This is a genomic window from Sinomonas halotolerans, from assembly GCF_039615075.1.
In the GTDB taxonomy this organism is placed as follows: domain Bacteria; phylum Actinomycetota; class Actinomycetes; order Actinomycetales; family Micrococcaceae; genus Sinomonas; species Sinomonas halotolerans.
Map to the genome: position 1 here is coordinate 307,915 of NZ_JBDFRB010000003.1, position 13,344 is coordinate 321,258.

The following is a 13,344-nucleotide window of genomic DNA, read 5'->3' on the forward strand; positions in this document are numbered from 1 at the left end:
GGCGCGTCACCATGCGTAATGTTCTGTCACAATTCGACCCATTTGCTCGGATGCGACGGATCCGTCACGGCCCGGATGCGTGCCCCCCGGTCAGCCGATCGCGCTGCGGCGCCCCTCGAAGGCCCGTCCCAGCGTGACCTCGTCCGCGTATTCGAGGTCGCCGCCAACCGGCAGCCCGGACGCCAGGCGCGTGACGCTGACCCCGATCGTCTTGAGCATCCGGGCCAAGTACGTGCTCGTGGCCTCGCCCTCGAGGTTCGGGTTCGTGGCGATGATGATCTCGGTGACCTGATCGTCGTTGAGCCGCGTGAGAAGCTCGCGGATGCGCAGCTGGTCCGGGCCGATTCCCGCGATGGGGTTGATCGCGCCCCCGAGCACGTGGTATCTGCCCCTGTACGCCCGGGTGCGCTCGATCGCGAGGACGTCCTTCGACTCCTCCACGACGCAGATGACGCTCGGGTCGCGGCGCTGGTCACGGCAGATCGCACACGTGTCCTGCTCCGAGACGTTGCCGCAGATCTGGCAGAACTTGACGCGTTCCTTGACGTGGTTGATGGCGGCGGCGAGCCGCTTCATGTCATCCGCGTCCGCCTCCAGGATGTGGAAGGCGAGCCTCTGGGCCGACTTCGGTCCGATGCCGGGGAGCCGGCCGAGCTCATCGATCAGGTCTTGGACCGCGCCTTCGTACACCCCTCTACGCTACCGCCCCACGGACTGCCGTGGAGGCAGAACCGTGCCGTCCAGCGCGCGCTCCTCGATGAGCTTCCCACCGAGGATCCGCTCCACCGCCGCCCGGCCGTAGAGCGTCGAGTCCTCGATCGCCTCGTCGTCCGCGCTCACCACGTCCTCGATGTAGGCGGGGGCAGCTGGCGACGTGGGGGCTGTGGGGGCAGGTGCCGCGGGTGCCTGGCCCTGGCCCGAGCGGGTGAGTCGCTCGTACATGCTCATCTGCCGCCCATTGGCCGCGGCGTCCGCCGGCGGGGCCGCAGCGGGTGCGGCGGCGGTCGGTGCGGTGGCGGTAGGAGTGGCCGGCGCGGCGGCCGACGCCGACGCTGCCCGGGCGGGCGCCGTCGCCTGGGCCTGGGGTGTTGGGTCACGGCGCGGGGGGACCTGCGCCGTTGCGGGGGCATAGGCAGGCGCGGGGGAGCCCTGCACCGGTGGCTGGCCCGCCTCCGACTGGCCCGCCTCCGACTGGTCGGCCTCCGACTGGCCGGCCGATGCGGTGTCCCGCGTCGCGGCAGCGGAGGACCCGGTGCGGGACCGGACGTTCGGCTCTGTCCCGACCGACCACACCCCCGGCGATGACTCGCGGGCGAAAGCCCATGGGTCGGAGTCCGGCGTGGGCGAAGGCCGTTCCCCAGCGGATGCGGAGCGCGGCCCGTGCCCGGGCGCAGGGGTCTCGGCAGGCGCCGATGAGGGCTGTCCAGAGGTCGATGCGGGCTGTGCCGGGGCACTTGCAGCCTGTGCAGGCGCGGAGGCCGGGCGTGCCGACTGCTCGCGCGGACGCTGCGGGCCGGGATCGTCGGGGTACGGGACGTCCCAGTCGTCCACGGGCTCGTCGTCCGAGTAGGGGATGTCGCCGTACGGCTCCGCCGAAATGGGGGTGTGGTCCGCCGAGGTGGGGCTGTGGTCCGCCGGGGTGGGGGTGTGGTCCGCCGGGGTGGGGGTGTGGTCCGCCGAGGTGGGGGTGTGGTCCGCCGGGGTGGGGGGCTGCTCCGCCGGGGTGTGCGCCGCTCCCGCGGTGCCGGCTCCCCGCGCTGTACCTGTCCTCGGAGTGTCCGCCTGGGGTGCAGCTTGCGCGGGAGGGGTCGGAGCTGAGGCGAGGCCCCACGCAATGTCCGCCTCCGACGGGGCCGCAGCGGCCGGCTGGGCAGGAGCGGGCTGGGCAGCGGAGGTGCGCGCACCGTCGGCGGCACGCAGATCGGACGAGGGCACAGGAGTGCCCGGGCGCGGATCAGCGGGGGCTTTTGGGCCCGATTCGCCACCTCGCGCCGGCTCGGGCTGGCCCTGCGCACCGCCAGGGGTCTGCGGACCGGGGCCTGCGGCACCCGAGCCTTGGGCGGTCGGGGCAACGCCCGGCCCGTTCCCACCCGTCACGGCATCGACCTGGCAGTCGACGCCGATCACCTGCTGGATGGCCCGGCGAAGGTTCTCTGCGTGGTCACCCCGCGTGAACGCCGATGCGAGGCCGGACGTGCCGAAGGCAAGCGCGAGCGTGCGCCCGTCGAAGCCCGCGACCGTAGCGTTCGGCCCGACGAGTGCCCAGGAGCTCCGCTTCACCTTCGCCAGCGCGTCCAGGATCTCCGGCCACGCTCGTCGGAACATCTCGACGCTGCCCGCACCTCCGCCCGGACTCGGCGCGGACTGCGCGTGCGACGACGCGTCCCCGGCTGGGCGTTGCGGCGCCGATGGCCGCCCGGGCGAGGTGGGAGAGGGCGCAGACGCGGGCGCGGCGGTGGACGCGGCCGGCTGGTCCTGAACAGGGCTGGCAGTCTGCGCGGGGCCTGCGGCCTGCGCGGGGCCGGCGTGCTGTGCTGGGTCCGCGTGCTCCGCAGGGCCAGCCGCCTGTGCCGGAGCGGCAGCCGGTGCCTGCGGTCGAGCGGCCTCGGGCGCGGGAGCGGTGGGCGCAGGAGCCGTGGGCGCAGGAGCCGTGGGCGCCGGGGTGCTGGGTACTGGGGTGCTGGGCGCCGGGGGCCTGGCTGCTGCGGCCCCGGAAGCCGGGGCGGCCACGGAAGCGGGGACCCCGCCGTCGTCCGAGAAGGAGAGACGGCGCTCAAGCCGGTCCACGCGCGCCGCCCACCCGCGCTCGCCGACCTCGGCGCCGGGCAGCATGAGCCGCGCGCAGAGGAGTTCGAGGTGGAGGCGGGGCGAGGTCGCGCCGGTCATCTCGTTGAACGCCTCATTGGTGACGTCCGCGGCGCGGGAGAGCTCGGCCGCGCCGAGGTTCTGCGCCTGGACCCGCATCCGCGCGAGCTGGTCCGCGGGCACGCCGCGGAGGATCGACTCGGCGGCGTCGGGGAGCGCCTGGACGATGATGAGGTCGCGGAAGCGCTCGAGGAGGTCCTCGACGAACCGCCGCGGGTCGTGGCCGGTCTGGATCACCCGGTCCACGGCGCGGAACACGGTCCCGGAGTCGCCCGCCGCGACGGCCTCGACGACGTCGTCCAGCAGCGCCGCGTGCGTGTAGCCCAGCAGCGCGACGGCCAGCTCGTAGTCGAGCCCATTCGTCCCGGCCCCGGCCATGAGCTGGTCGAGGACGGACAGCGAGTCCCGCACTGAACCGCCGCCCGCGCGGACCACGAGCGAGAGCACGCCGGGCGCGACCGGCACGCTCTCTGCCGTGCACAGCTGTTCGAGGTACGCGAGCAGGGGCTCGGGCGGGACGAGCCGGAACGGGTAGTGGTGCGTGCGTGACCGGATGGTTCCGATGACCTTGTCCGGTTCCGTCGTGGCGAAGATGAACTTGATGTGCTCCGGCGGCTCCTCGACGATCTTGAGGAGCGCGTTGAAGCCGGCGGACGTGACCATGTGGGCCTCGTCGATGATGAAGATCTTGTAGCGGTCCCGAACGGGCGCGAAGGTGGCGCGCTCGCGGAGGTCGCGGGCGTCGTCCACGCCGCCGTGGCTCGCGGCGTCGATCTCGATGACGTCCAGCGAGCCGGGGCCGCCGCGCGCGAGCTCGACGCAGCTCGGGCAGACGCCGCACGGGTCTGGGGTGGGCCCCTCGGCGCAGTTGAGGCATCGCGCCAGGATGCGGGCGGAGGTGGTCTTGCCGCACCCGCGCGGGCCGGAGAAGAGGTACGCGTGATTGACGCGGTCCTTGCGGAGCGCGGTCATGAGCGGCTCCGTGACGTGCTCCTGCCCGATCACGTCCTGGAACGCGTCCGGCCGATACCGGCGGTAGAGGGCAGCGGGAGAACTCACAGGGAAACCCTACCAATCTGGACCGACACTGCAGCGAGGTTATCCACAGGCTTCCGGTGCCTGCTGCGGGTATGAGAGGACCCCTCATGCACCCGCCAGAGCCCACCTACCCTTGCTACCTTCCGGTCCTGGGGGAGTTCAGCAGGATGACGCCACATGAGGGGCCGCAGAACAGTCTACCCGACGTCGGGCGTGGCTCGGTCCACGGGGGCGTTCGGGGCTCGATTCGGCGCATCCCGGATGGTCGGGTATTCTTGAACCTGCCCTTGACGGGCAAGCCTGGAGGATTCGCCTAGCGGCCTATGGCGCACGCCTGGAACGCGTGTTGGGTTCACGCCCTCGGGGGTTCAAATCCCCCATCCTCCGCGCATTTCCTGCGAAGTCCCCGGTCCAAACGGACCGGGGACTTCGCGCGTTCCGGGGTGTTCCGCAGGCGCATACCGGACCCTTCTCGGGCGGACTCGGGATGCAAGTGTTTCCTGAGTGTTCTCCACATAGATGCGTGCAGTCTGGCGCGGTTTCACGATCGTGCAGAAGATGGAGGAGTTGCCCCTCCGCCTCGAACCTGGCCTCTGGCCTCGAACCTGAACTATGGGGAGTCCCGTCGTGGCCCATCCCGCCCTGAGCCAGCGCGAATCGCGCCTGAGCCGTCCTCCGCGGCCTCTGCAGAGCTTCCGTATCGCGCTCGCGCTCGCCACGAGTGTTGTCCTCCTCGCACTCGGCTCGGTCCAGGCCCTTGCCAGCGATGTGCTCCCGGTGACCGCAGATCCGGATGCTGTCGTCTCCTTCGACCGGACCGACGTCCGCTCGATCCCCGGAGGCCACACGTCTCCCGTGGTGGTCGCGTCGCGCGGCCTGCCGCGGCCCGTTGAGGGCAGCCTCTATGCCCCGCTCGAGAAGCTGGTGCCGAGTTCCGGCTTCGGCTACCGCGTCAGCCCGCTCACGGGCGAGCCCGGCGAGTTCCACTGGGGCCAGGACTTCTCGGCGGCCTGCGGGACGCACGTCTACTCGGCCGACGCCGGCCGGGTGCGGGCCGCGGGATGGCATCCGTGGGGCGGGGGGAACAGGCTGGAAGTGGACCACGGCAATGGGATCATCACAACCTACAACCACCTCGAGGGGATCGCCGTCGAGCCGGGTGAGCGGGTCGAGGTGGGCCAGGTGATCGGGCTCGTCGGCACCACTGGCTCGTCCACCGGCTGCCACCTGCACTTCGAGACCCTCCGCGACGGCCGCCACGTGGATCCCGCCGGCTTCACCCTCATCCCGATACGCCAGAGCTCGCCGATCGGGGCGCTCCGGATCACCGACTACACACCGCAGGACGGCAAGGCCCGTAACGGCCGCCAGCCCTGGGCCATCCCCGCCGAAGCCGAGCAGCCCGCGACCGGCGAGACCGTTGTGCCGGCGGAGGCGCCCGCCCCGCCGCGGCTCGAGGACCCGACGCCGGTGCAGCCGGACGCGGCGCCAGTCGTCGCCGAGGTTCCTGCGCCTGGCTCCGATCCGACCACGACGGCCAGCCCCACGCCGTCGCCCACACCGACGGTGAGCCCGAGCCCGACGTCGTCGCCGACGCCGAGCCCGGCCCCCGCCCCGACCGCGAGCCCGACGCCGTCGGAAACCGCCACCCCGACGCCGTCGGAAACCGCCACCCCGACACCGTCGGAAACCGCCACCCCGACACCGTCGGAAACCGCCACCCCGACACCGTCGGAAACTGCCGCCCCGTCGCCCACCGCCACTGCGACCGAGGCGCCCACCTCGACGCCGGAGCCGACGCCGTAGCCTGCCTAGACTGGGGCGCATGAGCCTCCACGAGATCCCCCTGACCCTCAACGACGGAACCGAGACGACGTTCGGGCGCTTCGCCGGAAGCGCGGTGCTGGTGGTCAACGTGGCATCGAAGTGCGGTTTCACGCGCCAATACGACGGACTCGAGGCGCTCTCGCGCGAGTACAGGGACCGCGGGCTCGTGGTCCTCGGCTTCCCGTGCAACCAGTTCGCAGGGCAGGAGCCGGGCACGGACGCCGAGATCGAGGAGTTCTGCCGCGTGAACTTCGGGGTCACGTTCCCGCTGGCCGCCAAGGGCGACGTCCTGGGCAAGCGGCAGCATCCGCTCTACGCCGCCCTCACGGAATTCCCGGCGGGCGATGACGCCGGGGCGAAGGTCAAGTGGAACTTCGAGAAGTTCCTCGTCGATTCGGAGGGCCGGGTGGTGGGCCGGTTCCGCTCGCCGGTCGACCCCGACGCGCCGGAGCTGCGCGAGGCGATCGAAGCTGCCCTGCCCGACCCCGTCACGGCCAGCTGACGTACGCCGCCCCGCGAGGGGTGGGGTCAGTCGGCGAGGGCGAGCGCATCCCGCCAGCGGCGCAGGAAGGCGAGGCCGGCGTCGTCGTGGATCACGTCATCCTCGAGGCCCAGGTACGCGGCGGTGAGGACCTCGTAGGGCTTGGTGGGCACGCCGTCCGCGGGACGGACGTCCACGTGCGTGACCACGTGGTCGTTGTGGTGCAGCCAGTCCGCCATGGCGTAGTCCGTGCGGGAGTCGCCCACGGTGTACCAGGCCGCCGGGACGATCCCGTCCCGGCGCAGGAGCTCGCACGCGCGGCTCGCGCCCAGATCCTTCCCGAGCCGGACCGACTCGATGTCGGTCGAGATGATGGTGGGGTCCACGCGGTAGTCCACGGCGTCGTCGCTGCCGGGCACGTGGTGGTCGAGCCGGACCACGCCGAGGTCATGGCGCGCCATGACGGCCATCGCCTCGGCGTCGAACCGCTCCTGCTCGGCCCGGTAGGCCTCGGACGGGACGCCGATGTGCTGCTCCACCGAGACCATGGCCCGCTTCGTCTCGTCGAAGAACATGTGCTCGGCGTACTCCCGCGCCACGAGGTCGCGGATGTCGTCGGCGTAGGCCCGGGGGACGGCGAGCGTCTCGTCCACGTGGACCGGGCCCGCGCCCTGGCCGGTGAAGGAGAACCACGTGGCGCCCTTCTCGCAGATCGCGTGCACCAGCAGGCCCTCCGGCATGCCGGCCTCGAGCATGGGCTCCATGACCTGCTCCCGGATGAACTCGTCCGAGCGGCCGGTGTTGAACACCACCGGGATCCCGGCGGCGCCGAGCTCGCCGAGGAGGGCAATGATCTCGGGCTGGACGGTGCGGGTCACGGGGCTCGCGATGGGGCCGTCCACGTCGAGGAGCAGGGCGAAGGCGGGCGTTGTCTCCATGCCTCCATTCTGGCACTGGCCGTTCAGCCGCCGGGGCGGTGCGTAACCGTTTGGCCACAATGGGAAGCGCCGTCCACGAGCCCGCTGCAGCCCCGCCCTGCTCGCCCCTAGGCTTGAAGGCGTGATCTTCAAAGCGGTGGGCGAAGGACGTCCTTACCCGGACCATGGCTATTCCACGCCCAAGGACTGGGCCGCGCTCCCGCCGCGCCCCGTCCGGCTCGACGAGCTCGTCACCACCAAGCGCACCCTGGACCTCGAGGCGCTCCTTGCAGAGGACTCCACCTTCTTCGGCGACCTCTTCCCCCACGTGGTGCAGTACCGCGGCGTCCTCTACCTCGAGGACGGGCTGCACCGGGCCGTCCGCACGGCCCTCCACCAGCGCACCGCGATCCACGCCCGCGTCCTCGACCTCGACACGTGAGCCCGCCGTGCCCCGCAAGCCCAAGGACCTGACCGTCTACCACGGCCACCGCGTGGTGAGCGGCCCCGACCTGCGCTCGCAGTTCGAGCCTGACCCCGACGAGGCCGAGAACGTGCCCCGCATGCGAAGGCGGATACTGCACGGGGCCATGATCGCCCTGCTTGTGGCGATCGTGGTCTTCGGGGCCGGTGCCGCATGGGCGATCCTGTCCGGCTACATCAAGCTTCCCGAGCCCGCGACCGCGCCGAGCCTCGCTGCATGCCCGAGCGGCACCTACGACTACCTCCCGCCCGAGCAGACCACCGTCAACGTGCTCAACGCCGCCGGCCGGGAGGGGCTCGCGAGGCAGGTCGCGGACGAGCTCGCGAAGCGCAGGTTCAGGGTCCTCGCCGTGGACAACGAGAAGTTCTCCACCGCGGCCACGGCCGTGGTGCGTTCCGGGTCCGCGGGGGAGGCTGCCGCGTTCACGCTTCAGCGGCACGTTCCGGGCAGCGTGTTCGTGCGGGATCCGCGCGCCGACGACTCCGTGGACCTCCTGCTCGGCCCCGCGTTCACCGGGCTCGCCGCGCCCAAGGTGGTCGACCAGACCCCGGGCACCCTCAACTGCGAGCTTCCCAGCCCGACGGCGACCCCGCCCGTCCGCTGAGGCCGGCCCGGCCCGGCGCCCCGCTCAGGCGCGCAGCGGCCGCCCGTCCTCGCCGAAGCGCGCCCCGACCCCCAGCTGGATGAAGCGCACGGTGGCGTCCGTGCGGCGCTCGCCGGCGTCGTCGTCCGCCTCTTCCGCAGCCTCCTCCGGGCCGCCCCCAGGCCCTGGAGCCCCGCGGCGCCCGCGGTCCGCGCTCGCGGTGAGGGAGCCGTGGACCAGCTGGACGAGCTCCTCGACGTCCCCCTCGGGCAGGTACCCCTGCGCCATCCCGTCGGTGAGGATGGCCTTCAGGAGGTCGTTCAGCTCGCCCACGTGGTCGCCCAGCTTCGCGAAGGACGACGGCGAGAGCACCGCGCGCATGGCGGGTCCCGGGGGGAGGTGGCGGCGGGAGAGGTCCTCGACCTGCGCACGGATGTACACGGCGAGCCGGTCGACCGGGTTCTCGAGCCGCGCGAGCTCCGCCTTGAGGTCCGTGAGGAACCGGCCCGTCTCGGCGAGGGCGTAGCCGATGAGCAGCTCCTCCATGTCCGCGTAGTAGTTGTAGACCGCAGTGCGCCCCACCCCGGCCTGCCGGGCCACGTCCGTCATGGTGAGCCCGGGGAGGCCGCGCGTGAACAGGAGCTCGCCGAACGCGTCCAGGATGCGACGCTGCGTGAGAGCGCGCTGGGCTGCGTTCGACTCGGCCTGGATGCGGGGCATGTCTACATTTTACGTCGGTGTGTCACCAAAAGCCCTTTGTTGCGGGTGATCAAGCCTGCTCCTGCGCGCGCATGTCGTGCCGATGGCGCGGCCTTTGACAGCGGTCGGTGAGCCCCGACACACTGATCGGGTGCGGCCGTGCCCGCCATACAACTGAAGACGCCGATGATCCGCGGCGGGAGAATCCCGCCGGCGCAGCAAGCGGGTGCCGTAGGAGCAAATCCTCCCCAGGAATCTCTCAGGCCCATGTACCGCCGCGGTGAGGCTCCTCTGGAAAGCAGCCTCCGGGCTCACCGACGGTGCAAGCGGACCACCCTCCCGCGGAAACTCTCAGGTCCATGACAGAGCGGGGAGGACGCCCGCCGGCTTCGCCCGGCCAGAGAAGAGGAGTCCTCCATGCCAGCGCATGCCCTTCCCCCCGCCGCAGGCCAGGCACCGTCCTGCCCGGCCCCCGCAGCCAGCCCGGCCGTTCGCGATCCCGGCCCCCCAGCCCTTCCGCTGCGCCGGGAGATCGTCCCCACCGAGGGCATTGCCGCCCGGGTCGCCGCCGCGCTCCCCGAGGGCTCGGCCCTCACCGTCACGTGCCTCCCGCACCACGGCATGGAGCCGACCGCGGAAACCTCGGTCCGGCTCGCGGACCTCGGCTATCGCGTTGTGCCGCACCTCGCGGCGCGCAGCATCGTGGACAGGGCGCGGCTGGCGCGCGCGCTCCGCGAGTTCGCGTCCGCCGGGATCACGGAGGTTTTCGCCGTCAGCGGCGACGCCGCGCAGCCGGCGGGGCCCTACGCCGACTCCACCTCGCTCCTGGAGGACATCGCCGACCTCTCCGGCGGCGCGTTCGCCGCAGGGGTGGCGGGCTATCCCGAAGGGCATCCTCAGCGCAGCGGGCCCGAACTCCTGGATGCGCTTCTCGCCAAGCAGCACCTCGCCGCCAGCGTGGCCACGCAGATGTGCTTCTCCGCCGCCGCGATCACGGACTACGCCGCGCTCCTGCGCGCCGAGGGCATCCGGCTCCCGGTCTGGGCAGGCGTCCCCGGCGCCGTGCCACGGGCGCGGCTCGTCGCGCTGGCCGCGAAGATCGGCGTGGGCCCCTCGCTGGCGTTCATCACCCGCAAGGGCCCCCTGGCCCGCCGCCTCCTGGGCAGCGGCGGGGTCTACTCGCCGGAGGGGCTCGTGCGCAGCCTCGAGACGAGTCCGGCAGGCCTGGCCGGGATCCACCTCTTCACCTTCAACAGCTTCGGCTGAGCGCGCTGTACGCGGAGGGCGCTGCGGGCGCCCTCATCCCAGGGGATAGTCAATGAACGCGAAGGCCGAGGAGTCGGGCGCCCAGCTGGGGACGTTGACCGTCCCCTGCCCGCCCCACAGGGCAACGAGCGTGACGGGCTCGTCGCATGCGCTGACGTGGACGAGCCTGAGCTCCACGGGCTGGTCCGCGGGGTGGCCGCGGGTTCCCGGTGCGTAGCTGAGGTACACCGCAACACTGCCGTCCGGCGCGACGTGCGGGAACCAGTTCACCCGCTCGTCGTGGGTGAGCTGCTCGAGCTGGCAACCGTCGGGGCGCGCCCGTGCCAGTTGGGCGTGCCCCGGCAGTGCCGAGAACTGTTCGGTGTTGAAGACGATCCACTCTCCGTCAGGTGTCCACTCGCACCCGTCCGCCGGGCCGGGGTGGGTGGTGACGGCGAGGTCGTTGCCGCCATCCGTGTCGACCGTGTGGATGGTCGCGGACGCCCACCAGTCCCCGCCCTCCGGTTCGAGCCGTACATAGGCGAGCCTCTGCCCGTCGGGGCTGACGCCGTGCAGGAAATGCATTGCCCTGTCGTCGCGGGTCACGCGCCGCGCGGGACCGCCCCCGAGCGAGGTCGCCCAGATGTGCCCGTCATCGGCCGAGGCGAACAGCGTGGCCCCGTCCGGCGCGAGGACGTGATCGTTGTTGACGCCGGGCATGCCCGGCGAAGGGATCTCCCGGGGCGGACCCGATCCATCGACGGGGAGCGTCCACAGGAGCCCGTCGCCGTTGAGCACGAGGCGGCCGTCGGGCGTCCAGTTCGGGGCCTCGTAGAGGCGCTCGCGGGATTCGAAGACAGTCCGGACACTGCTGGATGCCCTGTCCCAAATGCGGATCCGGGCCCGCTGGCCCCGGCGGAGCTGCCGTGGACGGGCAGCTGTCCCGCCCCACCGGGGACCCTCGGCAGGTGCTGGCGCTGCCACGCGTTCAGGACTGGTTGCTGAAGGCGGCGTCGAAGGACTGGGAGCTCGGGGCGAAGTCGAACTTCTTGAGCTCCTTGAGTGCCTCCGGGGCGCCGACGAGGCGGTCCATGCCGGCGTCCTCCCATTCGACCGAGATCGGGCCGTCGTAGCCGATCGCGGTCAGGGCGCGGAAGCAGTCCTCCCACGGAACGTCGCCGCGGCCGGCGGAGACGAAGTCCCAGCCGCGGTGCGGGTCGCCCCAGGACAGGTGCGAGGAGAGGATCCCGGCCCGGCCGTTGCCCATCCGCATCCGGGTGTCCTTGCAGTCCACGTGGTAGATCCGGTCCGCGAAGTCGGTGATGAACGCGACGGGGTCCAGGCCCTGCCACACCATGTGCGAGGGGTCCCAGTTGAGCCCGAACGCCTCGCGGTGCCCGATCGCCTCGAGCGCCCGCTGCGTGGACCAGTAGTCGTAGGCGATCTCGGACGGGTGGACCTCGTGCGCGAACCGGACGCCGCACTCGTCGAAGACGTCCAGGATGGGGTTCCACCGGTCGGCAAAGTCTTGGAAGCCGGCCTCGATGACGTCCGCGCCGACGGGCGGGAACATGGCCACGTACTGCCAGATGCTCGAGCCCGTGAAGCCCACGACGGTCTTCACCCCGAGGGCGCGGGCGAGCCGGGCGGTGTCCTTGAGGTCCTCGGCCGCACGCTGGCGCACGCCCTCGGGGTCGCCGTCGCCCCAAACCGCGGAACCCACGATCGCCTGGTGCCGGAAGTCGATCGGGTCGTCGCACACGGCCTGGCCCTTGAGGTGGTTCGAGATGGCGAAGAGCTTGAGGCCGTGCCGGGAGAGGATGCCGAGGCGCTCGGCGATGTACGCCCCGTCGTCCCAGCGGGCGGCGTCGAGGTGCTCGCCGGAGACGGCGATCTCGAGGCCGTCGTAGCCCCAGCCGGCCGCGAGCTCGGCGACCTCCTCGAGCTTGAGGTCGGCCCACTGGCCGGTGAACAGGGTGAAGGGGCGGGGCATGGGGTTCCTTTCTGCGGGGAACGGGTCAGACTGCTGGAATGGCTCAGAGGTGCACGGTGCTGGACTTGGCGGCGGCGGATTCCTCGATCGCGCCGAGGACGCGCTGGACCTGGAGGCCCTCCTCGAAGGACGGGCTCGGGGCGGAGCCCTCCCGGATGGCCTCGAGGAAGTCCCGGATCTGGTGGGTGAACGTGTGCTCCCAGCCGATCATGTGCCCCTGCGGCCACCACGCGCCGGCGTACGGGTGCCCCGGCTCGGTGACGACGATCCGGCGGAAGCCCTGCTCCTCGGCAGGTGCGGTCGCATCGAGGAACTCGAGCTCGCCGAGCCGCTCGAGGTCGAACGCGAGCGCCCCCTCGGAGCCGTAGACCTCGATCCGCAGCGAATTCTTCCGCCCGGTGGCCACGCGCGAGACCTCCACCGAGGCGACCGCCCCGGAGGCGAGGGACAGCGTGGCCCAGGCGGCGTCGTCGACCGTCACCTCCTCCGGACCCCCGGGCCCGGGGCGCTGCGCCACGAAGGTGTGGAGGCGGCCCGAGACCTCGGTGACCGTGTCACCGGTGAGGTACTGCACCTGGTCGATCGCGTGGGAGGCGATGTCCCCGAGCGCGCCCGAACCCGCCGTCTCCTTGCGGAGCCGCCAGGTCATGGGAGCCCCCTCGTCCGCGAGCCAGTCCTGCAGGTACGACGCGCGGACCTCGCGGACGGCGCCGATCCTCCCGGCCGCGATGAGCTGCTTCGCGTAGGCGAGCGCCGGCACGCGCCGGTAGTTGAAGCCGACCATCGAGACGACGCCGCGCGCGCGGGCCGATGCCGCGGCAGCGACCATGCGCTCGGACTCGGGCAGCGAATTGGCCAGCGGCTTCTCGACGAGGACATGCTTGCCGGCCTCGAGCGCGGCGATCGCGATCTCCGCGTGCAGCCAGCCTGGGGCGCAGATGTCCACGATGTGCACGTCGTCCCGCGCGATCACCTCGCGCCAGTCCGTGGCGGACTCCTTCCAGCCGTACCGCGCGGCCGCCTCGGCGACCTGCTCGGCGTCCCGCCCCACGAGGACCTTCTGCTCCACGGCGGGGACGTCGAAGTAGGCGGCGACGTTCCGCCAGGCCTGCGAGTGGGCCTTGCCCATGAAGGCATAGCCGATCGCGGCGACGCCGAGCGGCTGGCTGGCGGGCTGCTCGTTCGTTTCCACGGTGTGCTCCTGATTCCTGC

The 13,344-nt window shown here is 72.0% G+C and carries 12 protein-coding genes, 1 tRNA gene, 1 other RNA gene and 1 riboswitch; of the genes, 6 read left to right on the forward strand and 8 right to left on the reverse strand.

Features of this window, described 5'->3' with window-relative positions:
* Positions 1-90 precede the first annotated feature (90 nt).
* The 3 genes from recR to ffs form a co-directional block, all read right to left on the reverse strand.
* Positions 91-690 (reverse strand): recombination mediator RecR, encoded by a 600-nt coding sequence (gene recR, locus ABCQ75_RS05540; protein WP_345883691.1) that lies wholly within the window; start codon positions 688-690, stop codon positions 91-93.
* 9 nt (positions 691-699) lie between these two features.
* Positions 700-3,924: a DNA polymerase III subunit gamma and tau gene (locus tag ABCQ75_RS05545; protein WP_345883693.1), complete on the reverse strand. Its 3,225-nt coding sequence runs from the start codon at positions 3,922-3,924 to the stop codon at positions 700-702.
* A gap of 72 nt (positions 3,925-3,996) precedes the next feature.
* Positions 3,997-4,093, reverse strand: an RNA gene (gene ffs / locus ABCQ75_RS05550) — signal recognition particle sRNA small type.
* A gap of 112 nt (positions 4,094-4,205) precedes the next feature.
* Here ffs and ABCQ75_RS05555 point away from each other — a divergent pair.
* The 3 genes from ABCQ75_RS05555 (at position 4,206) to ABCQ75_RS05565 (ending at position 6,232) form a co-directional block, all read left to right on the forward strand.
* Positions 4,206-4,290 (forward strand) — tRNA-Ser (locus ABCQ75_RS05555).
* Positions 4,291-4,530: 240 nt separating this feature from the next.
* A complete protein-coding gene (locus ABCQ75_RS05560; RefSeq protein ID WP_345883695.1) occupies positions 4,531-5,709 on the forward strand; it encodes a M23 family metallopeptidase in 1,179 nt (392 codons plus the stop codon).
* A 19-nt stretch (positions 5,710-5,728) separates the two neighbouring features.
* Positions 5,729-6,232, forward strand: coding sequence for a glutathione peroxidase (locus tag ABCQ75_RS05565; protein WP_345883696.1), 504 nt, complete (start codon positions 5,729-5,731; stop codon positions 6,230-6,232).
* Between the two features lie 26 nt (positions 6,233-6,258).
* Here ABCQ75_RS05565 and ABCQ75_RS05570 read toward each other — a convergent pair whose 3' ends face one another.
* Positions 6,259-7,149, reverse strand: a complete 891-nt coding sequence (locus ABCQ75_RS05570) for a Cof-type HAD-IIB family hydrolase (RefSeq protein WP_345883698.1) — start codon at positions 7,147-7,149, stop codon at positions 6,259-6,261.
* A gap of 121 nt (positions 7,150-7,270) precedes the next feature.
* Between ABCQ75_RS05570 and ABCQ75_RS05575 the strand changes: the two genes are divergently transcribed.
* Positions 7,271-7,570: a type II toxin-antitoxin system VapB family antitoxin gene (locus tag ABCQ75_RS05575; RefSeq protein WP_345883700.1), complete on the forward strand. Its 300-nt coding sequence runs from the start codon at positions 7,271-7,273 to the stop codon at positions 7,568-7,570.
* Positions 7,571-7,577: 7 nt separating this feature from the next.
* Entirely contained in the window at positions 7,578-8,216 is a 639-nt protein-coding gene (locus tag ABCQ75_RS05580) for a LytR C-terminal domain-containing protein (RefSeq protein WP_345883702.1), read from the forward strand.
* Between the two features lie 24 nt (positions 8,217-8,240).
* On the opposite strand, the gene ABCQ75_RS05585 is transcribed toward ABCQ75_RS05580, so the two are convergent.
* Positions 8,241-8,915 (reverse strand): TetR/AcrR family transcriptional regulator, encoded by a 675-nt coding sequence (locus ABCQ75_RS05585; RefSeq protein ID WP_345883704.1) that lies wholly within the window; start codon positions 8,913-8,915, stop codon positions 8,241-8,243.
* Positions 8,916-9,081: 166 nt separating this feature from the next.
* A riboswitch (glycine riboswitch) is annotated at positions 9,082-9,179 on the forward strand.
* Positions 9,180-9,311: 132 nt separating this feature from the next.
* Here ABCQ75_RS05585 and ABCQ75_RS05590 point away from each other — a divergent pair.
* The gene (locus tag ABCQ75_RS05590) at positions 9,312-10,160 is read left to right on the forward strand and encodes a methylenetetrahydrofolate reductase (RefSeq protein ID WP_345883706.1); all 849 of its coding nucleotides are present in this window, start codon (positions 9,312-9,314) and stop codon (positions 10,158-10,160) included.
* Between the two features lie 33 nt (positions 10,161-10,193).
* Here the strand turns inward: ABCQ75_RS05590 and ABCQ75_RS05595 are convergent, their stop codons facing one another.
* The 3 genes from ABCQ75_RS05595 to ABCQ75_RS05605 are packed head-to-tail and all read right to left on the reverse strand — an operon-like array spanning position 10,194 to position 13,324.
* Positions 10,194-11,123: a TolB family protein gene (locus ABCQ75_RS05595; protein ID WP_345883708.1), complete on the reverse strand. Its 930-nt coding sequence runs from the start codon at positions 11,121-11,123 to the stop codon at positions 10,194-10,196.
* A gap of 4 nt (positions 11,124-11,127) precedes the next feature.
* Positions 11,128-12,132 (reverse strand): sugar phosphate isomerase/epimerase family protein, encoded by a 1,005-nt coding sequence (locus ABCQ75_RS05600; RefSeq protein ID WP_345883710.1) that lies wholly within the window; start codon positions 12,130-12,132, stop codon positions 11,128-11,130.
* A gap of 43 nt (positions 12,133-12,175) precedes the next feature.
* Positions 12,176-13,324, reverse strand: a complete 1,149-nt coding sequence (locus ABCQ75_RS05605; protein WP_345883712.1) for a Gfo/Idh/MocA family protein — start codon at positions 13,322-13,324, stop codon at positions 12,176-12,178.
* Between the last annotated feature and the right edge of the window lie 20 nt (positions 13,325-13,344).